Below are 23762 nucleotides of genomic sequence, written 5' to 3' on the forward strand. Positions count from 1 at the left end.
CGATACGGGAGAGCCGCTGCCCGTACAGGGCGCGCACGACGTCCGCGCCGGCCCTCACCGCGGCCACCGCGACATCCGTGTCGTCGAGGTGCGCGGATGAATTGATCATGTCCATGGCCCCGACCATAGCGACGGGAACCCGGTTCCCGTCGGGCGTTCTACGGGCCGACGGCGTCCCAGAAGTGCTGGACGATCCCGTCCAGGTACTCCCGGCCGGACTCCCCGCTGCCGCCCGAGGCGCCCCAGCTGCTGGTGGCCGCCATTCTGGCGTGGTAGTCCGTGTGCAGCCGCTGGAGCGCCGGCTCCAGGACCCGCTTCGGCAACGGCAGCAGCTTCACCACCGGGCGGACGTACGCCTGCCAGCGTGTCGTGGCCGCGTCCCGCAGCAGCCCCGCCAGCTCCTCGGCACGGCCGGTCGCCTGAAGCAGTTCCTTCGGCCCGAGGCCGAGGGCCTCGGCGAGGGCGGCGGTCTGGCGTTCGTTGCCCCGCCAGCGGCCCGACTCCTCCATGCGCGCGTAGGCGACCGCGTCGAGACCCATGCGCCGGGCCAGGTCGTCGAGGCCGATGCCGCGGGCGATCCGGTGTTCGCGGAGGGTGGTGGCGGCGGCTATCAGCTCGCCGGGGGCGCACCAGAGGACGCCCGCGAGCGCGGTGAGCTCCTGCGCGGTGGGGGCGAGGCGCCCGCGTTCCCAGGCGACGACGACGTCGGGGGTGGTGGCAAGGCCGTACTGCGCGCGGAGGCCGTAGGCGACATGGTCCGGAGCCATGCCGAGGCCTTCGCGCAACCGGCGTGCGGCGAGCGCGTTGAAGGGAGGGGAGGGAGGGGTGTGGTGCACGCCCCACACCGTAGGTGTGGAACGTGACCGTGGGCTACGGTGCGTTCACCCAAGGCCAGAAGTCGTAGAAACATGGGAACCGGGCGGTAACCATCCGTAATGATCACCCGCGGGTTCGGTGACCGGTGACCCTCGTCCGGTCAGCGGACGATCGTCGTGATCCACCTGTACTGGAGCTCCGGCCGGCCGATCTGACCGTACTGCGGAGCCCGGGCGGCGCGCCCGTCCGTGACCAGGTGTTCCAGATAGCGGCGGGCGGTGATCCGGGAGATCCCGACGGCCGCGGCGGCCTCCGTGGCGGTCAGTCCGTCCACGGCGTCCCGGAGGGTGCGGGTGACGGCCTCCAGGGTGGGGGCGCTCAGGCCCTTGGGGAGCGAGGCCGGCTGCGGTGCGCGCAGCGTGGCCAGGGCGCGGTCCACCTCGTCCTGGCCGGACGCCTCACCGGCGGTGGCACGGAACTCGGCGTACCGGGTGAGCCGGTCCCGCAGTGTCGCGAAGGTGAACGGCTTCAGGACGTACTGGACGACACCCAGGGACACCCCTTCGCGCACGATCGCCAGATCGCGGGCCGAGGTCACCGCGATCACGTCCGCGGAGTGTCCGCCAGCCCGCAGCGAGCGGAGCAGCTGGAGGCCGTGACCGTCGGGGAGGTAGAGGTCGAGCAGGATGAGGTCGACGGGTGCGCGGTCGAGGACGCGCACGGCGGCGGCCCGCGAGTGCGCGACCCCGACGACCGTGAACCCCCGCACCCGCCCCGCGTAGAGCGCGTGCGCGTCGGCGGCGACGGGGTCGTCCTCGACCACCAGTACGCGGATGTCCTGGCTCATACGGGAACCTCCCTGCTCGCCCCGCCCCCGTCATGGTGCCTCGGTTCCGGCGTCCCGCCACCGGCCCGCTCCCGCACCAGCGGCAGTCGTACGGTGAACTCGGCGCCGCCCTCCGGAGGGTCGGTCAGCACCACCGTGCCCGAAGCGCGGGTGGCCGCCTGGCGGACCAGGGCGAGGCCGAGACCCCGGCCGGGGCCGTGGGTGGACCAGCCGCGGTCGAAGGCCGTCTCCCGGTCGGACTCGGCGATCCCCGGCCCGGTGTCGGAGACCCGGAGGAGGAGTTCGCCGTCGCGGGTGCGGGCGGTGACCGTCACGCGCGCGTGCGGGGTGCCGCTCGTCGCGTCCACCGCGTTGTCGATCAGGTTGCCGAGGATCGTCACCAGGTCCCGCGACGGGATCTCCGGCGGCAGGAGCCCGTCGTCTATCCGGCTGTCCTCGGTCAGGACCAGCTCCACACCCCGTTCGTTGGCCTGCGCCGCCTTGCCCAGGAGCAGCGCCGCGAGGACCGGTTCACCGACCGCGTCGACGACACGGTCGGTGAGGGCCTGGGCCAGCTCCAGCTCCGCCGTGGCGAAGCCCACCGCCTGGTCCACCCGGCCGAGTTCGATCAGCGAGACGACCGTGTGCAGTCGGTTCGCCGCCTCGTGGGCCTGCGAGCGCAGTGCCTGTGTGAACCCCCGCTCGGAAGTCAACTCGCCTGACAGCGCAAGGAGTTCGGTACGGTCCCGGAGTGTCACCACCGTCCCGCGGCGCTCCCCGCCCACCACCGGTCGGGTGTTGACCACGAGCACCCGGTCCGCCGTCAGATGCAGCTCGTCCACCCGGGGCTCGGAGGCGAGCAGCGCGCTCGTGAGCGAGACCGGAAGGTCCAGATCCGCCGCCGACCGGCCCACGACCTCGGCGTCCAGGCCGAGCAGCTCGCGCGCCCCGTCGTTGATCAGCGCGATCCGCCGCTGCCCGTCCAGCATCACCAGGCCCTCGCTCACCGCGTGCAGCGCGGCCTCGTGGTAGTCGTGCATCCGGCTCAGCTCGGTCGCGTTCATCCCGTGCGTGTGCCGCCGCAGCCGGGCGCTGATGACGTACGTACCGGCGCCGCCGAGCGAGAGCGCCGCCCCCGCCATGCCCAGCAGTGCGACGACCTGCTCCCGTACCTGCTCGCTGATCTTCTCGATGGTGATGCCCGAGCTGACCAGGCCGACGACCCGGCCGTCGTCGAGCACCGGCGCGACCGCCCGGACCGAGCGGCCCAGCGTGCCCAGGTGTGTCTCGGAGAAGGTCGTCCCCTGCAGGGCCGGCTCGATGTGGCCGAGGTACGTGCGGCCGATCTGGTCCGGCTCGGGGTGTGTCCACCGCGTGCCGTCGGGCGCCATGATCACGACGAAGGCGACTCCGGAGTGCTTCCGCAGCGACTCCGCGTACGGCTGGAGCCGCGCGCTCGGGTCGGGGGAGCCCGCGGCCTCCACCACGGAGGGGGACTCGGCGACGGCCGTCGCGAGCGCGGTGACCTGGCGGCGCGCGGTCTCCTCGGCCTGGTCCCGGTCGGTGAGGTACGCGAAGACCGCGCACCCCGCCACGATCGCCGCCACCAGCACGACCTGCATCGCGAAGAGCTGGCCGGCGAGGCTCCGTGGGCGGGGGACGGGTATGCGCATGCCGGACAGTGTGACAGTTCGGCCGTGAACGAAACGAACGTAAGCGTGACCCGGGTCACAGGCTGATGGATATTCGCTGGGATCCACCGGGACGTGGACATCCATCAGCACGAGGAGGACCCCGTGGCCGCACAGCGGGACCGCACCCATTACCTGTATCTCGCCGTCATCGGAGCCGTGATCCTCGGCATCACGGTCGGCTTCGTCGCGCCGGACTTCGCCGTCGAGCTCAAGCCGCTGGGCACCGGCTTCGTGAACCTGATCAAGATGATGATCTCGCCGATCATCTTCTGCACGATCGTTCTCGGCGTCGGCTCGGTCCGCAAGGCCGCGAAGGTCGGGGCCGTCGGCGGGCTCGCGCTCGGGTACTTTCTCGTGATGTCGACCGTCGCCCTCGCCATCGGCCTGGTCGTCGGCAACCTCCTGGAGCCGGGCTCCAGCCTCCATCTGACCAAGGAGGTCGCCGAGGCGGGCGCGCAGCAGGCCGACGGGGCGAGCGAGTCCACGGCGGACTTCCTGCTCGGGATCATCCCCAAGACGCTGGTCTCCGCCTTCACCGAGGGCGAGGTCCTGCAGACCCTGCTCGTCGCCCTCCTCGCGGGCTTCGCCCTCCAGGCCATGGGGCGGGCCGGGGAGCCCGTGCTGCGTGGCATCGGGCACATCCAGCGGCTGGTCTTCCGCATCCTCGCCATGATCATGTGGGTCGCGCCGGTCGGCGCGTTCGGCGCCATCGCGGCGGTCGTCGGCGCGACCGGCGTCGACGCGCTGAAGTCGCTCGCGGTCATCATGATCGGCTTCTACGTCACCTGCGCCCTGTTCGTCTTCGTGGTGCTGGGCGCGCTGCTCCGGATCGTCGCGGGCGTCAACATCCTCACGCTCCTGAAGTACCTGGGCCGCGAGTTCCTGCTGATCCTCTCCACCTCGTCCTCCGAGTCCGCGCTCCCGCGGCTCATCGCGAAGATGGAGCACCTGGGTGTCAGCAAGCCCGTCGTCGGCATCACCGTCCCGACCGGCTACTCCTTCAACCTGGACGGCACGGCGATCTACCTGACGATGGCCTCCCTCTTCGTCGCCGAGGCGATGGGCAACCCGCTCTCCGTCGCCGAGCAGATCAGCCTGCTGGCCTTCATGATCATCGCGTCGAAGGGTGCTGCCGGTGTCACCGGCGCGGGCCTGGCGACCCTCGCCGGCGGTCTGCAGTCGCACCGCCCCGAACTCGTCGACGGCGTCGGCCTGATCGTCGGCATCGACCGCTTCATGAGCGAGGCCCGCGCGCTGACGAACTTCGCCGGCAACGCGGTCGCGACCGTCCTCGTCGGCACCTGGACCAAGGAGATCGACAAGCAGCGGGTGGCGGAGGTGCTCGCGGGGCGGGTTCCGTTCGACGAGAAGACCCTCGTCGACGACCACGCGGCCCTGCCGGAGCCGGACGAGGAGTCGCCCGTACCGGATCAGCGGGCCGAGGACGAGAAGGCCCGTGCGGGCGTCTGAGCGATATCGGATCCAGGATCCAATGTCCAGAATCCATGATTCCGGACACCGGATCCTGGACAGTGGATCCACCACATGGATCCGGAGACCGCCCCGGCTCCCGGGCCTTGAGCCGGATCCGGGCTCCGGGGTACGGGACGCCCCCGGCCGCTCACACGGCCGGGGGCGCCTTTCCCGTAGGTCACCGATGGACGTCCCTGGTCGACGCCGCCGGCCGACGGCCCCTGGCCGACGACCCGGTGGACGTCCCCGGTCGACGTCGCCGGCCGACGTACCCGGTGGACGTCCCCGGTCGGCGTGGCCGGCCTGCGCCACCGACCCAGGTCACCGATCCAGGTCACCGACCCACGTCACCGGTCAGGAGAACGGGATCCGTACCACCGACTGGTTTCCCACGCCGACCGTGCTCGCCCCGTTCCCGATCGCGTTCCACACCTCGATCCGGACCCGTCCGTTCGACAGGTTCCCGTGGCTTCCGGTCGCCGACCTCAGGCCGCTCGCCTGCGTGTAGTGCTCGTACCCCGGCACCGGATCGGTCGCGAAGTACCGGTACGTCTCCACCCGCTCCCAGCTCCCGTCGCCCGTACGGTCGTAACTGACCCGTACCTGCTGGCCGTTGGCCACCACCGGCCCCGCGTCCACGAACAGGTCGAACTGGGTCGCGCCGCCGTTGTACGTCCGTGTGATCGGACCGGAGGTGAAGACCTGCGGACTGGACGGCGTACCGTCGTGGTTCCCGCCGCCCGCCGAGACCAGGGACACGGTCCCGGCGGCCGCCTGGGCGTCCCCGGCGCCCGACCCCGTGCGCAGGTACAGCTGGGAGGAGCCCGAGGGCGGCGGAGTGGTCGGCGGGGTCGTCGGCGGGGTCGTCGTGCCGCCGCCCTTCGTCCACACCGCCACGTAGTCGACGAGCATCGGCCGCCCGGACACCGTCGCGGCCGTCGGCGTCGGACCGCCGAGGGCGTCCGGGAAGGCGCCGCCCATCGCCACGTTGAGCAGCAGGAAGTACCCCGCGTGGCTGGTCATGTCGGCCCACGCCTGGGCGCCGACCCGGGGCTCGTCCACGCTGTGGAAGAGCTGGTCGTCCACGTACCAGCGCAGCTCGTTGGGGGAGACCGAACGGTCCCACTCGAAGCGGTACGTGTGGAAGGCCGACTGGCAGCTCGCGCCCGGGCAGACGCGGCTGGCGCCGATGCCGGTGGTCTCGCCGCACGGCCCGCCCGGGTTCACGCCGCAGTGGAGCACGCCCCAGACCGAGTTGATCCCGTTGACGTTCTCCATGATGTCGAACTCGCCGATGGCGGGCCAGTTCCAGTAGTTGCCCCGGTAGGGGGCGCCGAGCGCCCAGAACGCGGGCCAGTAGCCCTTGGCGGCTTCACCCGTCACGTTCGGCATCTGAATCCGGCCCTCGATGCGCAGGGTTCCCCCGGCCGGAGCCTTGAAGTCGGCCCGCTTCGTCTCGATCCGGGCCGAGGTCCAGTTGCCCGCGCCGTCCTTCAGCGGGGTGATGCGGAGGTTCCCGGTGCCGTCGAGACGCAGGTTCTCGGGGCTCGACGTGTAGTTCTGTATCTCTCCGGTGCCCCAGTTCCCGGGGCCGCCCGGATAGCCGTGGCCGGTGTCGATCTGCCAGTCGGCGCCGTTGGGCAGAGAGCGGTCGGGGCCGTCGAAGTCGTCGCTCCACTGGAGCGACCAGCCGGGCGCCGGGGGTACGGCGCCGCTGGCGGTACCGGCCCCGCCCAGGCCGAGCAGGGCGCCCGCGGCGAGGGCGCCGGCGAGGAGTGAGGCGAGAAGGGGGGTGCGTCGGACGCGGCTCAAGGAGAACACCTCCGGTGGGGGTTGAGGGCGTGAGAGCGCTCTCAGGAAGCTTTTGTAGATGGAGACACCGAGCCCGTCAATGGGTTCGGTGTCTTCGACTACCGAACGTCCAGCTCGGCCAATTCCCGTGTACTCAACACGAGTTCGGAGGCCGCCGCCGAATCCCGAACGGTCTCCGGCCGGCTCGCCCCCGGGATCGGGAGCACCGTCTCCGAACGGGCCAGCAGCCAGGCGAGCGCCACCCGCTGCGGGCTCACCCCGCGCTCCCGTGCCACCCGGTGGAAGGCCCCGAACTGCGGGTCCGCCTCCAGGGTCGACGCCCCGTCCAGCGAGCTGCGCGAGATCCCGCCCAGAGGGCTCCACGGCATGAACGCGAGACCGAGTTCCGCGCAGAGCCGCAGCTCCGGCTCGGAGGACCGGACCGCCGGCGAGTACCGGTTCTGTACGGAGACGAGCCGCTCGCCCAGGATCTCCCGGGCGAGCCGGATCCCGTCGACATCCACGTTCGAGATCCCGGCCTGCCGGATCGTGCCCGCGTCCAGCAACTCCCGTATCGCTCCCAGCGATTCGGCGTACGGCACGGCCGGGTCCGGCTTGTGGAGCTGGTACAGCCCGATCGCCTCGACGCCGAGTCGCCGCGCCGACGCCTCGGCCGCCCGCCGCAGATGCTCCGGCCGCCCGTCGACCGTCCAGCCGCCGTCGGCGGTCCGCCCGCGCCCGCCCTTCGTCGCCACGAGCACGTCCCCGGTCCGGCCACGACCCCCGTACGTGGCCAGTGCACGCGCCACCAGCAGCTCGCCGGCGCCCGGCTGACCGCCCGGCGGGTGGTAGGAGTCCGCCGTGTCGAGCAGCGTCACGCCCGCGTCCAGGGCCGCGTGGACCGTGGCCAGGGCGCGGTCCATGTCGGGGCGCCCCTCGATGGAGAGCGGCATGGCGCCGAGACCGACCTCGCCGACCCGTACGTCTCCGAGCATGCGGTACCGCATCAGCGCACCCCCAGCGTCTCGGAAAGGGCCTGCCCCAGCCACTCCGTGGAATGGCTGAAGGAGAATCCGAGAGCCGTCGCCCTGGAGTTGTCCATTCCGTACGAGCGGGCGAACGAGAACGGCGACACCTCACCGACCTCGACCTCTTGGAAAACGGTCCGGCCCCCGATCCGGCGCTCGATCTCCGCGCAGATGTCGGCGGTGGTGAGCGGACCGTGGGAATGCGCGTTGACCGGCCCGGTGAACGAGGCCTCGGCCGCCCACGCCAGGAATTCCGCGATCTCCTCCACATACACGTAGGTGGCCGGGTGGTTCTCCGTGGGTACGCAGATCGGTTCGCCGACCCGGATACGATCCGCGTAATGGTCGACCCGGCCGGTGAAGTCGTCGTCACCCCCCAGTACGTGGGCGACCCGTACCGCCGCGTACGGGAAAGCGGGCCCGGCCGCGAGGACCGCCTCCGCCTGCCGCTTCCCCTCCCCGTAGTGCGCGTCGAGGAACTCCGTTTCGTCCCAGGGGAGATCGGGATCGACGGTGACGGTACGCGGATCGACCGCCTCCTCCCGTACGGGTCCGGGGGAGTTCTCGTACTCGTACACCTCGACCGTCGACGTCATCACATAACGCCGTGTGCGCGGCCCGAGAACCCGCCGGGCGATCGCCGCCTGGCGCGGGGTGTAACAGACCTGGTCGACGACGACATCGAAGACCCGGTCGCCCAGAGCGCTTTCCAGAGCGGCCTCGTCGTTCCGGTCGGCGATCAGATGGTCCACGCCCATCGGGACTTCCGAAGAACCCCGGTTGAGAATCGTCACGCCATGCCCGGATTCCAGCAGACGGGACGTCAGGCGCTTTCCGAAATAGCGGTTCCCGCCGATGATCAAAACGTTCATGCGACAAGTGTTACGTTGAGCCCTCGTTGACTGAAGGGGGAAACATGGGAGTCCAGGCGGCCGCACCGAAGGAACCACGGCATCTGCGCTCTGCCGCCAACGAAACCTCGGCGGGGGCCTTCGACCCCATCGACCGGCAGATCCTGGAGCTTCTCCAGGAGGACGGCCGGATCAAGCTGAGCGAGCTCGGCCGGCGCGTCCGGCTGAGCCCCGCGGCCGTCACCGAACGGGTCCGCAGACTGGAGGCCTGCGGGGCGATCACCGGCTACGGCGCCCATGTCTCCCCGTCCCGCCTCGGCTACGGCATCCAGGCCTTCATCCGCGTCGACCCGCACGGCGGCTACACCCTCAAGCACCCCAGAACACTGGAGCTGACCGCCCGCCCGGAGGTCCTGGAGGTCCACCACGTCGTCGGCGAGGACTGCTGGATCCTCAAGGTCGCCGTCACCGACACCATCCACCTCGAAGACGTCCTGGAACAGACCTCGGCGCTCGGCCGGACGACCACGTCGATCGTTCTGTCGTCCCCGGTGGAGCGCAAACCGCTCCTGCCCCCGGCGCCGTAGACGGGTCCTGACAACCCGTCGGCCGATCGGCTGGGAGGCGATCTGCCCACCCGGGCCGGCGGCGGGCGAGCGGAAAGGCCTTTGCCTTGACGGTCCTGTCCATGCCGACGCTGATGGTCTTCCGCGCCGGCGAACCCGTGAAGTCCATGGTCGGAGCCCGCCCCAGGCGCCGTCTCCTCCAGGACCTGGAGGACGTACTGCCCCCGGCGCGCCGGGAATCCTCTGGCAGGATCGCCTGACACGGCGACGGCAGGCGTCGCGACCGGAGAAGAGAGAGCCACAGGTATGACCGACAAGCCATCGCTGCGTGCGTACATCGAGCGCTACGCGGCGGGTGAGATCCCGCGCGACGAGGCGCTGGCCGCCATCGCCGCCTGGGACTTCGAGGAGGAGTGGTTCGACCCGACCCACACCGCGCCGACGCACCAGGACAACACCCTGGCCGTGGTCAACCAGGCGCGGGGGCTCGGCAAGCTCACCGCCGACGACATCGAGGTGATCCGAGCGCTTCTCCAGCAGCGTGGGATCTGAACTCGGCAACGTCCCGGATGAACAGGGGAAGGGAAGAACCGCACATGCCCGTGACGGGGGAACACGAGCCGGTCTACCGGGAGCTCCAGCAGCGTATGGGGCCCGGTGGCGACCTGGCGGTGGCAGGGGAGTTCGATACCAAGAACCGGTACGCCCCAGGGGGCATCTGGTCTCCCGACCGGGCGCTACTGCACGATGCCCTGATTGCGCAGTTCAAGGAGCAGTGCAAGGGCAAGCCCCGCGACGGCCACGCCGTGCTCTTCACGGGCGGGGCGCCCGGCTCCGGCAAGGGCAGAGCGCAGAAGAACATGGCGCTGTGGGAGGCGCAGGACACCGCGCTCGGCGACGAGCTGCGCCGCGTTCACGGCGTGGACCTCGACGACTACGTCGTTCTGGATCCGGACGAGTTCAAGGTGAAGCTCTTCGAGCACGGCGGCGCGCCGGAGCTTCCCGCCTCCCTCGACCGGCTGCACGACGGCCGCGCGCTGTCCCCATCGGAGAAGGCATCCCTGGTCCACCGTGAGTCGGGCCATGTCCAGGACATGATCGAGCAATGGGCCCGCAGCGAGGGCTACAACCTGCTCTACGACCAGTCCCTGCGCGCCCTCGGCTGGACCGCGAACCTTCTCAACGACCTTCAGCACGAGGGCTACGACAAGCGTGTCGTGCTGTCCGTCGAGGTCCCCGAAGAGCAGTGTCTGCAGCAGAACGCCGACCGTTGGATGACCGGCCGTGAAAGGTTCGACGCCGGGCGCGACTGGTACGGCGGCCGTATGGCGCCCGAGGGGTTCATCCGGAGCCTGTACGAGGCGGCTGACACGGGCCGGGGCTACTCCGTCGGCCGGGAGAACGCCGAGCAGCTGGCCGAACAGGGCCTGGCCACCGGGCTGATCACCACCGACCGGGGTGACTTCGGCGTGAAGCCCGCTGTCCCTCCGGTGCCGGCGGCCGCCCCGCCCGTCCCTGCCCGGCCCCCCGCGCGGGCCTTCCAGCAGGGCGACACCACGGTAGGGGTGAGCAGGGGCGCCGCGTTCATGCCCGGAGTGACCGTGGCCCCGACCCGCCCCCCGGACCCCCGAGGTCCTGCCACCCCGACGACGCCCCCGCCGCCCACGCCGCAGCCGACTCGCGGCACGGGAATCGACCGCTGACGACCCAGGCCCAGGCCCGGACCAGGCCCAGGCCCGGACCAGGCCCAGGCCCGGACCAGGCCCAGGCCCGGACCAGGCCCAGGCCCGGACCAGGCCCAGGACCTGGCTACGACCCGGCCCCGGCCCCGGCCCAGGACCTGGCTACGACCCGGGCTGGGCCCCGGGCCCGGTCTGGGGCTCGGTCCCTGGCACCGGCTCCCACAGCGCGGTGCTGTGCGCGCCGACGAGGTTCTCGATCCGTCGCAGGACCTCGTCGGCCGGCAGCGGGTCGAGCCTGCGGCCGTCGCGCAGCCGCAGCGCCACCAGACCGTCCGCGGCCTCCTTCGCGCCGACGACCGCCTGGTACGGCACGAGGCGCGCCTCCCGGACACGGGCACCGAGGCTGCCCCGGTCGGGGCCCGCCACCTCCGCCCTCAGCCCGCGCGCGACGCACCGGGCGGCCAGCGCCTGGGCGACGGACCGCTCGGACTCCGAGACCGGCAGGACGACCAGCTGGACGGGGGCCAGCCAGCCGGGGAACGCGCCGCCGTGCTGTTCGAGAAGCTGGGCGACGGCACGCTCCACGCTGCCGACGACACTGCGGTGGATCATGACCGGACGGTGCCTGGCGCCGTCCGCGCCGATGTAGCGCAGGTCGAACCGCTCCGGCTGGTGGAAGTCGATCTGCACGGTCGACAGGGTGGACTCACGGCCGGCCCGGTCGGCGACCTGTACATCGATCTTCGGGCCGTAGAACGCCGCCTCGCCCCCGGCGGACTCGTACGGCAGCCCGGAGTCGTCGAGCACCTCCCGGAGGAGGGCGACGGAGTGCCGCCACAGCTCGGGGGCGTCGACGTACTTCCCGCCCGGCCCGGGGAGCGAGAGCCGGTAGCGCGCGGGGACGATGCCCATCGCCTCGTACGCCCCGCGGATCAGCTCCAGCGCGCCCGCGGCCTCCTCCCGGACCTGGTCCAGGGTGCAGAAGACGTGCGCGTCGTTGAGCTGGATGGCCCGGACCCGGGTCAGCCCACCGAGGACGCCGGAGAGTTCGGAGCGGTACATGGGCCCGAGCTCGGCCATGCGCAGCGGCAGGTCGCGGTGACTGTGGGGGCGGGAGCGGTAGATCACCGCGTGGTGGGGGCAGAGACTGGGTCGCAGGACGACCTGCTCGCCGCCGAGTTCCATGGGCGGGAACATGTCGTCGCTGTAGTGCGCCCAGTGCCCGGACATCTCGTACAGCTCACGCTTCCCGAGGACGGGCGAGTACACGTGCCGGTATCCGGCCCGCCGCTCGACCGCCCGTACGTACTCCTCCAGCGCGTGCCGTACGACGGCTCCGTCGGGCAGCCAGTACGGCAGACCGGCCCCGATCAGCGGGTCGGTGTCGAAGATGTCCAGCTCTCGGCCGAGCTTGCGGTGGTCGTGGTGCATGTCGCCCTCCTGGGGTGCCGCCCGGGGACGAGCGGCCTGAGGAACGACGAAGCCCCGGGGCGCTCGGCCCCGGGGCTTCGTGACGTCAGACAGCGGTCAGCGCGCCGGGACACTCTCCGGCGTCGTCGTGATGACCGCGGCACGCTTCATGCGGGTGACGCTAACAGGTGGCACGGCGGCGCGCGCGGCCTTATTCCCGCAGGCTCAGGCGCACACGGCGGGTGACCACGTTGACGGCGGTGACCTCGAAGGTCAGGGCGTCCCCGGCCTGGGGCGAGCGGCCGTCGAGGTCCTCGCGGTCGACGAGGACCTCCACCCCGTCGGTGACGAGGACGCGGACGCCCGACGGAACCGTCCGCGTGACGCGCCCCGTCCGCACACCGCCGAAGCCGGCGCGGACGAAGGCGCGCAGCGGGTCGGGCTCCAGGCCTTTGAGGGACAGGAAGATCCTCTCCCTGCCCAGGTCGACGCCCAGGACCTCGAAGGAGAACTGCTGCCCTTCCCGGATGACGTCACCGGGGAGGTCGTACGGGCCCCAGGCCACCTCGGGGATGTTCATCATCCCCTCCACGCCGCCCAGTTCCACGAAGGTCACGTGAAAGCTCGCGATGTGCGAGACGACGCCGGTGACGACGTCGCCGCGCTCCAGGCCGGCCAGGAACGCCTCGTGTTCCCGGCCTTTCAGGGTCAGGCTCCGCCGTGCGTCCTCGAAGGCCGCCTCGCTCAGCAGCGGCCGCCATCGTGTGAAGAGTCGCAGCAGGCCGCCTCCGTGGCGGATCCGCAGATCGCGGTTCTCTTCCAGCACGTCCAGCTCGTTCGCCGCCGTCAGCTCCGCGAAATCCCTCCGCTGCCGCTCGGTCGGCCTGAATGTCTCGCCCGTGAATCGGTCCCGGAAAAGACCGTCCTCGTTCCCGAGCGTCGCGTACGAGACGTCCCGGTCGCAGCTCGCGTAGAAGTACACGAGCTTCTCGGCCTCCTCGCCGATGACCGCCGCCAGGACGGCCCGCCCTTCCAGCGGCAGCAGATGCCCGGCGAAGCCGTCCGTACCGTAGAAGGCGTGGCACAGGCCTGCGAGGCGGAGTGCTTCCCGGGCGCCCCAGGCGGTCAGCCGGGCCTCGACCTGGTCCAGGTGGGCGAGCAGTGTGCCGCCCGGGTGGTCCATCCCGTCCGCTCCCCGCGCGATCAGCAGATCACGCGCAGCGTCTTTCCCCGTCTCTCTCCCCATGAGACATGAAAATACCCCGACTAGAATTGCAGCCGGGGCAGTCGCTCGCGTATATTCATGGATTCCGTGTCTACACACAAAAGTAGACGGGGAGAAGTTCAATAAACGCACTGTATCGCGCCGGGAGTCGAATTGTCAACCGAGGAATTTCGGAAAGAGCAGCAATTCATCACAGAGCTCTACGCACGACTCGACGACCTGAGGGACCAGGCCGAGGCGGCCGTCGGCCGGGCCCTGAAGACGCCCTGGGTCGGCAATCAGGGGCGCCTCGAACGTGACGTGCTGGTCGCCGAACAGTCCGGGGTGCTCGGCGCCCTCAACGCGGGGGAGAGCGGCCTCTGCTTCGGGCGGCTCGTCTTCCAGGACGGGCGCGACCACCACATCGGCAGGATCGGCGTCCGGAAGGACGACCCGAACCGCACCCCCCTCGTCGTCGACTGGCGCGCCGATGTCGCCCGGCCGTTCTACCTCGCCACCGGGTACGAGCCGATGGGCCTCAGCCGCCGCCGGCACATCACCACCCGGGGCCGCGAGGTGACCGCCCTCCACGACGAGGTCCTCGACCTCGCCGACCGGACCCGCACCGGGCACGAGAACCGGGACGCCGACGAGGTGCTCCTCGCCTCGCTCGACGCGGCCCGTACCGGACGCATGCACGACATCGTGCAGACCATCCAGGCCGAGCAGGACCGCATCATCCGCTCCCCGCACCGAGGCGTCCTCGTCGTCGAGGGAGGCCCCGGCACCGGCAAGACCGCAGTGGCCCTGCACCGAGCCGCATACCTCCTCTACGCGCACCGCGAGCAGCTCGCCAAGCGCGCCGTCCTCATCGTCGGCCCCAACCCGGCCTTCCTCGGCTACATCGGCAACGTCCTGCCTTCCCTCGGCGAGACCGGCGTCCTCCTCGCCACCCCCGCCGAACTCTTCCCCGGCGTCCGCGCCACCGGTACGGACACCCCCCGCGCCGCCGCCGTCAAGGGCGCCGCCACGATGGCCGAGGCGCTCGCCCACGCGGTGCGCGACCGGCAGCAGGTCCCCGCGCGCGGCGAGCCGCTTGTCGTCCCGCACGACGACGGCGACCTCGTCATCGACTGGGACATGGCCCTCGAGGCCCGTCACAAGGCCCGCGAGACCGCCCTGCCGCACAACCTCGCCCGCCCCTACTTCGTCTTCCACATCCTCGACGCGCTCGCCGAGCAGCTCGCCGACCGTATCGGCGCCGACCCCTACGGCGGCCCCAACTTCCTCGGCCCCGACGACATCGCCCTGCTCGCCAAGGGCATCGCCACGAGCGCCGATGTCCACGCGGCCGTCGACACCCTGTGGCCGCACCTCACCCCCGAGTCCTTCGTCGCCGACTACCTCGCCGAGCCCACCCACCTCACCGACGAGGACGCGGCGGCGATCCGGCGCGAGGACGGCCCCTGGACCCCCGCCGACGTACCGCTCCTCGACGAGGCCGCCGAACTCCTCGGCGTGGACGACTCCGCAGCCCGCGCGGCCGCCGAGGCCGAGCGGGAGAAGCAGATCCAGTACGCGCAGGGCGTGCTCGACGTCAGTTACGCCTCCCGCACCTACGAGTTCGAGGACAAGGAGGAGCAGGACAAGGACGCCGCCGAGGTCCTCGCCGCGCACGACATCATCGACGCCGAGCGGTTCGCCGAGCGGCACGAGGAGGCCGACCACCGCAGCGCCGCCGAACGCGCCGCCGCCGACCGCACCTGGGCCTTCGGCCACATCATCGTCGACGAGGCGCAGGAGCTCTCGGCGATGGCCTGGCGGCTGCTGATGCGCCGCAGCCCCAACCGCTCGATGACCCTCGTCGGCGACCCGGCGCAGACTGGCGACGCGGCGGGCGTCGGGGCGTGGGAGCGGATCCTCGCGCCGTACGTGGACGACCGCTGGGAGCTCGTACGGCTCGGGGTCAACTACCGGACCCCCGCCGAGATCATGGCGGTCGCCGCCGACGTACGGCGTGCGGCCGACCCGGGCTTCGAGCCGCCCCGCTCGGTCCGCTCCACGGGCGTCGAGCCCTGGGAGCGGACCGTGGAGGACCCGGTGAAGGAGACCGCCGACGCCGTGGCCGCCGAGGCGCGCGAGGAGGGCCGCCTCGCCGTGATCGCCCCGCCGGAGCTCCACCCGGAGCTGGTCGCGGCCCTGCCGGACGCCTCGCACGGCGCGGCGCCCGACCTGACCCGCCCGGTGGTCCTGCTCGACCCCCGTCAGGCCAAGGGCCTGGAGTTCGACACGGTCCTCGTCGTCGACCCGGACGGCATCCGGGCCGGCGCCACGCACGGCATCAACGACCTGTACGTGGCGCTGACCCGGGCCACTCAGCGGCTGGGGATCGTCAGGCGGGCCTGAGCCAGACCGTCGCCAGCGGCGGCAGCGTCATCCGTACGCTCGCCGAACGGCCGTGGGAGGGCACCGACTCGGTCTTCACCGGATCGGTGCTCACCACTCCACCGCCGCCGTACCGCGTCTCGTCCGTGTTCAGGACCTCCACCCAGGCCGCGCACGTGTCCGGGACCCCGAGCCGGAAGTCGTGCCGTACGACGGGGGAGAAGTTGCAGACCGCGAGCAGCGGCGAGCCCTCGGCGTCGTAGCGGAGGAAGGCGAAGACGTTGTCCTCGGCCGCGTCGCCGACCACCCACTGGAAGCCCGCGGGGACGGTGTCGCGCTCCCACAGCGCCGGGGTGTCCCCGTACACCGTGTTCAGATCGCGCACCAGGTCCCGTACGCCCCGGTGGTCCGCCTCCGCCCCGTACGACGGGTCGAGCAGCCACCAGTCCGGCCCGTGCTCGGCCGACCACTCGGCACCCTGGGCGAACTCCTGCCCCATGAAGAGCAGTTGCTTGCCCGGGTGGGCCCACATGAAGCCGAGGTACGCGCGGTGGTTGGCGCGCTGCTGCCACCAGTCGCCGGGCATCTTCGAGACCAGGGCCTGCTTGCCGTGCACGACCTCGTCGTGGGAGATCGGCAGGATGTAGTTCTCGCTGTACGCGTACACCATCGAGAACGTCATCTCGTTGTGGTGGTACTTGCGGTGCACGGGCTCCTTGGCGACGTAGCCCAGGGAGTCGTGCATCCAGCCCATGTTCCACTTCATGCCGAAGCCGAGACCGCCGAAGCCGCCGGGGCCGACCTGGTCGGTCGCCCTCGTCACGCCGTCCCAGGCCGTCGACTCCTCGGCGAAGGTGATGACACCGGGGCAGCGACGGTAGACCGTCGCGTTCATCTCCTGGAGGAAGGCGACCGCGTCCAGGTTCTCCCGCCCGCCGAACTCGTTCGGCAGCCACTCGCCGTTCTCACGCGAGTAGTCGAGGTAGAGCATCGAGGCGACCGCGTCCACGCGCAGACCGTCGAGGTGGAACTCCTCGCACCAGTACACCGCGTTGGCGACCAGGAAGTTCCGCACCTCCTTGCGGCCGTAGTCGAACTCCAGCGTCCCCCAGTCCGGGTGCGCGGAGCGGCGCGGGTCCTCGTGCTCGTACAGCGGCCGGCCGTCGAACTCGGCGAGCGCCCAGTCGTCGCGCGGGAAGTGCGCGGGCACCCAGTCCATCAGGACGCCGATCCCGGCCCGGTGCAGCGCGTCGACGAGGTACTTGAAGTCGTCGGGCGTGCCCATGCGGGCCGTCGGCGCGTAGAAGCCGGTGACCTGGTAGCCCCAGGAGCCGCTGAAGGGGTGCTCGGCGACGGCCATGAACTCCACGTGCGTGAAGCCGAGATCGCGGACGTAGTCCGGCAGCTGCTCGGCGAGCTGCCGGTACGTCAGACCGGGCCGCCAGGAGGGGAGGTGGAGCTCGTAGACCGAGAACGGTGCCTCGTGGTGCGGGCGGGCGCCCCGGCCCGCCATCCACTGCGCGTCGCTCCACTCGTGGTACGAGTCGGTGACGATCGAGGCGGTGTTCGGAGGGCACTCGGTGCGCCGGGCCATCGGGTCGGCACGCAGCGTGTGGGAGCCGTCGGGCCGGGCGATGTCGAACTTGTACACCGCGCCTTCGCCGATCCCGGGCACGAACAGCTCCCAGACACCGGTCGCTCCCAGCGAGCGCATCGGCAGCGCGGTGCCGTCCCAGTGGGTGAAGTCGCCGGTGACACGGACGCCCCGGGCGTTGGGGGCCCAGACCGTGAACCGGGTTCCGGTGACGCCCTGGTGGACCATCGGCCGGGCTCCGAGCGCCTTCCACAGCTCCTCGTGCCGGCCCTCGCCGATCAGGTGGAGGTCGAGGTCGCCGAGCGCGGGCAAGAAGCGGTAGGGGTCCTCCACGGGCAGCTCGTCGCCGTCGTAGCGGACCCGGAGCTCGTACGGGGGGATCTTGCGCAGCAGCGGCAGAAGCCCCGAGAAGAGTCCGTCGCCGTCGTCGTGCAGGACGACGCGCTTGCCCTTGGCGAGGACGGCGACCTCACGGGCGTACGGGCGCAGCACCCGGATCACGACCCCGCCGCGGACGGGGTGCGCGCCGAGGAGGGCGTGCGGGTCGTGATGCTCCCCGGCGAGCAGCCTCGCCCGGTCCCCGGGGTCGAGCGGCGGCGCCTTGCGTACCTCCTGGGCGGCCCGGGGTGCGGGCGTCTTGGCCGGGGGCGCTGCCGTCTTGCGAGCGGATCGGGCGGTCACGGGGATGCCTCCTGCGAGGGTGTCGGAAGGATGGGCCGATGAAGATGCGCCGGTTCCCACGCAACCGCAACGGCGCGGGTCCCGCACAGGACACTCCGCCGAACGGGCTTCGCGCGTCCATGGCGGGGGTCCGGGTTCACTCCGCTCCCGCGAGGCGTTCGATCGCGGCCATGGGGACCGGGAGCCAGTCCGGGCGGTGACGGGCCTCGTAGAGGACCTCGTAGACCGCCTTGTCCGTCTCGTAGGCGCGCAGCAGCGCCGGGTCCGTGCGCGGGTCCGCGCCGGAGGCCTCCGCGTACCCCGAGCAGTACGCCGCACGGCAGCGCGCCGCCCACTCGGGCTTCCACGGGCGGTGCGTGCGCGCCGCGTAGTCGAAGGAACGGAGCATCCCCGCCACGTCACGGACCGCCGGCTGCGGGCGGCACCGCTCGGCGAGCGGCTTCGCGGGCTCTCCCTCGAAGTCGATCACCGCCCAGCCGCCGTCCGTCGCCCGGAGCGTCTGCCCCAGGTGCAGGTCGCCGTGCACCCGCTGCAGCCGCCCCGTGCCGACCGTGTCCCCGGCGGCCGCGAAGACCGACCGCAGCCCCGGCACGTACGGCAGCAGCGCCGGCACCGCCTGTGCCGCCGCGTGCAGCCGCTGGTCCATCTCCCCGGCCAGATGCTCGGTCTGCGTCCGGTGCAGCCGCTCCGTCGGCAGCGCGTTCGCCAGCGCGAGGTGCACCTCGGCCGTCGCCCGCCCGAGCGCCCGCGCCTCGGCCGTGAACTCCCGCCCCTCCGCCAGCGCGTCGAGGGCGAGGCGCCATCCGTCGCGCGAGTCCCGCAGATAGGGCTGGAGGACGCCGAGCGTGCTCGCGCCCGACTCGAACCAGGCCACCGGCGCCGGTACCCGCGCGCAGCCGGCCCGGGCCAGCGCGAGCGGCAGCTCCAGGTCCGGGTTCACGCCGGGGCTGACCCGTCGGAAGATCTTCAGGATGTACGCATCGCCGTACACGAGGGAGGAGTTGGACTGCTCGGCGTCCAGGACCCTCGGTGCCAGGGACGCGGGCAGCGGCGCCGAGCCGTGGAACGTCAGCGGGCCGATCCGGCCCGGTGTGCGCAGCCGCTCGTAGAGCAGTCCGGCGAGCCGCGGGTCCCGCAGCCCTTCGTAGACCGCCCGCCCGGCCAACGGACCTTGCCGGATCCGCCCGATCAGGGCGGGGGCGAGGCGCGGAGGCAGCTGGGTCCGTACACCCAGGAGCACTTGGTAGCAGTCGGCGGGCGTCCCGGCCGGGCGTCCCGGCTGTTCGACCCGTACCAGCAGATGCAGCAGCCCGGGACCCGTACCGTCCAGCGGCAGCAGCTCGGTGGCTGCTTCCAGCGTGAATCCGATGACCCGGCGGCCCTTGCCCGAGAACCAGCGCTGCCGGGGCAGCCATTCATGGAGCAGGGGGGCGAGTGACGGGAGGAGGGCGGCCGGGGCCCGGGTGGTGGATGCGGTCTCCGGCATGGCATCGCGTCCTTTCCCCGGGGGGGCGCAGATTCGAGTTCGCGTGAATCGAGTTCAAATGCGCAGAGTGTCCCGGATGGCAGCATCGACTGTCCGGAAGTGCGGGACGTGTCGGGAGGGGAAGATCCGTATGGGCCCGACAAGAAGGCCCGTATGGACCTGAATCGACCGTGTGTGGGACACAGTGCCCAGGGTGACGCGGGGGAAACCCGCCCCACCCCGGGCAGTTGGGCGATTTTCGGTCAGCTCTTGGCCGACCGGGCCTTCTTCAGGCGGAACCAGTAGAAGCCGTGGCCCGCCAGCGTCAGCAGGTACGGCCACTGCCCGATCGCCGGGAACCGCACCTGCCCGATCAGCTCCACGGGGCTCATCCCGTCGAACTGCCGCAGGTCCAGCTCCGTCGGCTGCGCGAACCGCGAGAAGTTGTTCACGCAGAGCACGAGATCGTCGCCGGACTCCCGGAGGAAGGCGAGCACCGCCGGATTCGACGACGGCAGCTCCGTGTACGAGCCGAGCCCGAAGGCCCGGTTCTGCTTACGGATCTCGATCATCCGCTTCGTCCAGTGGAGCAGCGACGACGGCGAGGCCATCCCCGACTCCACGTTGGTGACCTGGTAGCCGTGGACCGGGTCCATGATGGCCGGAAGCGTGAGCCGGCCCGGATCGCAGGACGAGAAGCCCGCGTTCCGGTCGGGCGTCCACTGCATCGGGGTCCGCACCCCGTCCCGGTCGCCGAGCCAGATGTTGTCGCCCATCCCGATCTCGTCGCCGTAGTACAGCACCGGCGAGCCGGGCAGCGAGAAGAGTAGCGCGGTGAACAGCTCCATCTGCTTGCGGTCGTTGTCCAGCAGCGGGGCGAGCCGCCGCCGGATGCCGATGTTCGCCCGCATCCGCGGATCCTTGGCGTACTCCGCGTACATGTAGTCGCGCTCTTCGTCCGTGACCATCTCGAGTGTCAGCTCGTCGTGGTTGCGCAGGAAGATGCCCCACTGGCAGCCGTCCGGGATCGCCGGGGTCTTGGCCAGGATCTCGGAGACCGGGGTGCGCGACTCCCGCCGTACCGCCATGAAGATCCGCGGCATCACCGGGAAGTGGAACGCCATGTGGCACTCGTCGCCACCCGAGGGGAAGTCCCCGAAGTAGTCGACCACGTCCTCCGGCCACTGGTTCGCCTCGGCGAGCAGCACCGTGTCCGGGTAGTGGTCGTCGATCTCCTTGCGGACCCGCTTCAGGAAGGCGTGGGTGGCCGGCAGGTTCTCGCAGTTGGTCCCCTCCTGCTGGTACAGGTACGGCACGGCGTCCAGCCGGAAGCCGTCGATGCCGAGGTCCAGCCAGAACTTCAGTGCCGAGAGGATCTCCTCCTGCACCGCCGGGTTCTCGTAGTTGAGATCCGGCTGGTGCGAGAAGAACCGGTGCCAGTAGTACTGCTTGCGCACCGGGTCGAAGGTCCAGTTCGACGTCTCCGTGTCGACGAAGATGATCCGCGCGTCCTGGAACTGCTTGTCGTCGTCCGCCCAGACGTAGTAGTCCCCGTAAGGGCCGTCGGGGTTGGCGCGCGACTCCTGGAACCACGGGTGCGCGTCGCTCGTGTGGTTCATGACGAAGTCGATGATCACGCGCATGCCGCGCTGGTGCGCCGCGTCCACGAACTCGACGAAGTCGGCGAGATCGCCGAACTCCGGCAGCACGGACGTGTAGTCGGCGACGTCGTAGCCGCCGTCCCGCAGCGGGGACTTGAAGAACGGCGGCAGCCAGAGGCAGTCGACGCCCAGCCACTGCAGGTAGTCCAGCCGGGACGTGATGCCCTTGAGGTCGCCTACGCCGTCCCCGTTGCTGTCCTGGAAGGACCGCACGAGCACTTCGTAGAAGACGGCCCGCTTGAACCAGTCCGGATCACGGTCCTTGGCGGGCGTGTCCTCGAAGGTGTCAGGGACGGGTTCGTTGACTGTCATGGTGTGGGTGACCCTCCGGTCGACGGGGACGGTCGCAGGGCGAAGACGTGCGCGGGCGTGACGCCCGGCTCGAGGCGCACATAGTTGGCCCTGCCCCAGTGATAGGTCTCGCCGGTGAGCTCGTCGCGCACCGGTACGGTCTCGTGCCAGTCGAGGCCGAGCTCCGGCATGTCCAACGAGACCGTGGCCTCCTGGGTGTGGTGAGGATCGAGGTTGGCGACCACCAGAACGGTGTTCGGCCCCGATCGCTTGCTGTACGCGATCACCGCGTCGTTGTCGGTGGTGTGGAAGTGCAGGTTCCGCAGCCGGCGCAGGGCCGGGTGGCGCCGCCTGATCCGGTTGAGCGTGGTGATCAGGGGCGCGATCGTGGCGCCCGTACGCTCGGCCGACTCCCAGTCGCGTGGCCGGAGTTGGTACTTCTCCGAATCCAGGTACTCCTCGCTTCCCTCCCGCAGCGGGGTGCCCTCGCACAGCTCGTACCCCGCGTACACGCCCCAGGTCGGCGAGAGGGTGGCAGCGAGCACCGCCCGTACCTCGAAGGCCGGCCGGCCGCCGGTCTGGAGGTAGGCGTGCAGGATGTCGGGCGTGTTCACGAAGAGGTTCGGCCGCATCTGCGCCGCCACGTCTCCGGACAGTTCGGTCAGGTACTCCGTGAGTTCCGCCTTGGTGTTGCGCCAGGTGAAGTACGTGTACGACTGCTGGAAGCCGATCGCGCCGAGGGTGCGCATCATCGCGGGCCGGGTGAAGGCCTCCGCCAGGAAGATCACGTCCGGGTCGGCCCGGTTGATCTCGCCGATCACCCGCTCCCAGAAGACGACGGGCTTGGTGTGCGGGTTGTCGACGCGGAAGATCCGTACGCCGTGGTCCATCCAGTGCCGCAGCACCCGGACCGTCTCGGCCACGATCCCGTCCATGTTGTCGGCGGCCCGGTCGAACGCGATGGGATAGATGTCCTGGTACTTCTTCGGCGGGTTCTCCGCGTACGCGATCGAGCCGTCCGGGCGGTGGTGGAACCACTCGGGGTGCTTCTCCACCCACGGGTGGTCCGGCGAGCACTGGAGCGCGAAGTCCAGCGCGATCTCCAGCCGCAGTTCACGCGCCCGGGCGACGAAGGCGTCGAAGTCCTCGATCGTGCCGAGGTCCGGGTGGACCGCGTCGTGGCCGCCCTCGGGGGACCCGATCGCCCACGGCACGCCGACGTCGTTCGGGCTCGCGGAGAGCGCGTTGTTGGGGCCCTTGCGGTGGGTGGTGCCGATGGGGTGGATGGGCGGGAGATAGACGACGTCGAAACCCATCGCCGCGATGGCCGGAAGACGCTCCGCCGCCGTACGGAACGTGCCCGGCTTCGTACGGCCCCGGACCTTCTTCACGCCCTCCGAGCGTGGGAAGAACTCGTACCAGGAGCCGTACAGCGCCCGCTCGCGCTCCACCTGGAGCGGCAACGCGGGTGAGGAGCTGACCAGTTCGCGCAACGGGTGCCGGTCCAGGGTCTCGGTCACCCGCGGTGCGAGCGCCGCCGCGAGCCGGGCCGCGGCCGACCGGGACTCGTCGCGCATGGCGTCCGCCGCGGCCAGCACAGCCTCCCGGCCGCCGCCCTTCTTCGGAACGCCCTTCGCGGCGCGCTCGTGCAGCTCCGCGCCCTCGGCGAGCACCAGCTCGGAGTCGATGCCGGCCGGGATCTTGATCTTCGCCGCGTGCCGCCAGGTCGCCAGCGGGTCGCTCCACGCCTCGACCGTGTAGGTCCACCGGCCCTCGGTGTCCGGCGTGACCTCGGCGCCCCACCGGTCGGTACCGGGGGCCAGTTCCCGCATCGGGATCCAGGGGCCGGGCCGGCCGGACGGGCCGCGCAGCACGACATTGGCGGCAACGGCGTCATGGCCCTCGCGGAAGACGGTGGCCGACACCTCGAAGGTCTCGCCGGCCACCGCCTTCGCGGGCCGGCGGCCGCAGTCGACCAGCGGGCGGACGTCCAGAACGGGAATGCGTCCCATGAGCGGATTCACAGCATCACCTGAGGGGTTACGGGGGTGCGGGTGGTGGTGCGCTCTTTGTAGCTCCGTCGACGGCTTGCGGGTTGCGGGCATGGCCGCTCCTGTCCGCGTTCACTCGGATGGCGGGTCTACGGGATGTACGTACGGGTGTGTGCCGGGGTGTACGGGGGTGTACGGGGGTGTACCGGGGGAGCCTTCCACCCACTGGGGGTGGGCAATCCGGCGCTTTGTTACCTACTCGGGCGGAGTGGCGCGTGCAAGGACACGGTGCCCACAACAATCCGGCCCCGTCCTTGTGGGACGGGGCCGAATGGCCGAATCCGCGCAGCGGA

18 protein-coding genes are annotated in these 23762 nt (G+C 71.1%); 6 read left to right on the forward strand and 12 right to left on the reverse strand.

Annotation, left to right across the window (positions count from 1 at the left end):
• Positions 1–158: 158 nt before the first annotated feature.
• The 3 genes from ACFUJR_RS24605 to ACFUJR_RS24615 all read right to left on the reverse strand — a co-directional run bounded on the left by ACFUJR_RS24605 (position 159) and on the right by ACFUJR_RS24615 (position 3315).
• Positions 159–767: a helix-turn-helix domain-containing protein gene (locus ACFUJR_RS24605; protein ID WP_383167067.1), complete on the reverse strand. Its 609-nt coding sequence runs from the start codon at positions 765–767 to the stop codon at positions 159–161.
• Positions 768–976: 209 nt separating this feature from the next.
• Complete coding sequence (locus ACFUJR_RS24610; RefSeq protein ID WP_383166973.1) at positions 977–1663, reverse strand: response regulator; 687 nt, start codon at positions 1661–1663, stop codon at positions 977–979.
• A complete protein-coding gene (locus ACFUJR_RS24615) occupies positions 1660–3315 on the reverse strand; it encodes an ATP-binding protein (protein ID WP_383166976.1) in 1656 nt (551 codons plus the stop codon). The genes ACFUJR_RS24610 and ACFUJR_RS24615 overlap by 4 nt, the downstream gene beginning before the upstream one ends.
• A 123-nt stretch (positions 3316–3438) precedes the next feature.
• Here ACFUJR_RS24615 and ACFUJR_RS24620 point away from each other — a divergent pair, with 123 nt between their 5' ends.
• Positions 3439–4806 carry a cation:dicarboxylate symporter family transporter gene (locus ACFUJR_RS24620; RefSeq protein ID WP_383166979.1) on the forward strand — a complete coding sequence of 456 codons (1368 nt, stop codon included), beginning with the start codon at positions 3439–3441 and terminating at the stop codon, positions 4804–4806.
• A 357-nt stretch (positions 4807–5163) separates the two neighbouring features.
• Here ACFUJR_RS24620 and ACFUJR_RS24625 read toward each other — a convergent pair whose 3' ends face one another.
• The 3 genes from ACFUJR_RS24625 to ACFUJR_RS24635 form a co-directional block, all read right to left on the reverse strand.
• Complete coding sequence (locus ACFUJR_RS24625; protein ID WP_383166982.1) at positions 5164–6621, reverse strand: glycoside hydrolase family 16 protein; 1458 nt, start codon at positions 6619–6621, stop codon at positions 5164–5166.
• Between the two features lie 98 nt (positions 6622–6719).
• Positions 6720–7607, reverse strand: coding sequence for an aldo/keto reductase (locus ACFUJR_RS24630; protein WP_383166985.1), 888 nt, complete (start codon positions 7605–7607; stop codon positions 6720–6722).
• The gene (locus ACFUJR_RS24635; protein WP_383166988.1) at positions 7607–8500 is read right to left on the reverse strand and encodes an NAD-dependent epimerase/dehydratase family protein; all 894 of its coding nucleotides are present in this window, start codon (positions 8498–8500) and stop codon (positions 7607–7609) included. The genes ACFUJR_RS24630 and ACFUJR_RS24635 overlap by 1 nt, the downstream gene beginning before the upstream one ends.
• A gap of 44 nt (positions 8501–8544) precedes the next feature.
• Here ACFUJR_RS24635 and ACFUJR_RS24640 point away from each other — a divergent pair, with 44 nt between their 5' ends.
• The 4 genes from ACFUJR_RS24640 (at position 8545) to ACFUJR_RS24655 (ending at position 10748) form a co-directional block, all read left to right on the forward strand.
• Complete coding sequence (locus ACFUJR_RS24640) at positions 8545–9066, forward strand: Lrp/AsnC family transcriptional regulator (RefSeq protein WP_383166992.1); 522 nt, start codon at positions 8545–8547, stop codon at positions 9064–9066.
• 101 nt (positions 9067–9167) lie between these two features.
• Positions 9168–9305 carry a hypothetical protein gene (locus ACFUJR_RS24645; RefSeq protein ID WP_383167073.1) on the forward strand — a complete coding sequence of 46 codons (138 nt, stop codon included), beginning with the start codon at positions 9168–9170 and terminating at the stop codon, positions 9303–9305.
• 46 nt (positions 9306–9351) lie between these two features.
• On the forward strand, positions 9352–9597 hold the full coding sequence (locus ACFUJR_RS24650) for a hypothetical protein (RefSeq protein ID WP_383166995.1): 246 nt from the start codon (positions 9352–9354) through the stop codon (positions 9595–9597).
• Between the two features lie 44 nt (positions 9598–9641).
• Entirely contained in the window at positions 9642–10748 is a 1107-nt protein-coding gene (locus tag ACFUJR_RS24655; RefSeq protein WP_383166998.1) for a zeta toxin family protein, read from the forward strand.
• Between the two features lie 141 nt (positions 10749–10889).
• Here the strand turns inward: ACFUJR_RS24655 and thrS are convergent, their stop codons facing one another.
• Positions 10890–12158 (reverse strand): threonine--tRNA ligase, encoded by a 1269-nt coding sequence (thrS, locus tag ACFUJR_RS24660; protein ID WP_383167001.1) that lies wholly within the window; start codon positions 12156–12158, stop codon positions 10890–10892.
• Between the two features lie 190 nt (positions 12159–12348).
• A complete protein-coding gene (locus ACFUJR_RS24665) occupies positions 12349–13383 on the reverse strand; it encodes a DUF6817 domain-containing protein (protein ID WP_383167004.1) in 1035 nt (344 codons plus the stop codon).
• Positions 13384–13515: 132 nt separating this feature from the next.
• On the opposite strand from ACFUJR_RS24665, the gene ACFUJR_RS24670 reads away from it, so the two are divergent.
• On the forward strand, positions 13516–15747 hold the full coding sequence (locus ACFUJR_RS24670) for a HelD family protein (RefSeq protein WP_383167007.1): 2232 nt from the start codon (positions 13516–13518) through the stop codon (positions 15745–15747).
• Here the strand turns inward: ACFUJR_RS24670 and glgB are convergent.
• The 4 genes from glgB to ACFUJR_RS24690 all read right to left on the reverse strand — a co-directional run bounded on the left by glgB (position 15734) and on the right by ACFUJR_RS24690 (position 23430).
• The gene (gene glgB, locus ACFUJR_RS24675) at positions 15734–18001 is read right to left on the reverse strand and encodes a 1,4-alpha-glucan branching enzyme (protein ID WP_383167010.1); all 2268 of its coding nucleotides are present in this window, start codon (positions 17999–18001) and stop codon (positions 15734–15736) included. The two genes, ACFUJR_RS24670 and glgB, sit on opposite strands and share 14 nt — an antisense overlap.
• A 136-nt stretch (positions 18002–18137) precedes the next feature.
• On the reverse strand, positions 18138–19487 hold the full coding sequence (locus ACFUJR_RS24680) for a maltokinase (protein ID WP_383167013.1): 1350 nt from the start codon (positions 19485–19487) through the stop codon (positions 18138–18140).
• 242 nt (positions 19488–19729) lie between these two features.
• A complete protein-coding gene (treS, locus tag ACFUJR_RS24685; RefSeq protein ID WP_383167016.1) occupies positions 19730–21439 on the reverse strand; it encodes a maltose alpha-D-glucosyltransferase in 1710 nt (569 codons plus the stop codon).
• Complete coding sequence (locus ACFUJR_RS24690) at positions 21436–23430, reverse strand: alpha-1,4-glucan--maltose-1-phosphate maltosyltransferase (RefSeq protein WP_383167019.1); 1995 nt, start codon at positions 23428–23430, stop codon at positions 21436–21438. Before ACFUJR_RS24690 ends, treS begins: the two co-directional genes overlap by 4 nt.
• Positions 23431–23762: the final 332 nt, after the last annotated feature.

It is taken from the genome of Streptomyces sp. NPDC057271 (genome assembly GCF_042668715.1).
In the GTDB taxonomy this organism is placed as follows: domain Bacteria; phylum Actinomycetota; class Actinomycetes; order Streptomycetales; family Streptomycetaceae; genus Streptomyces.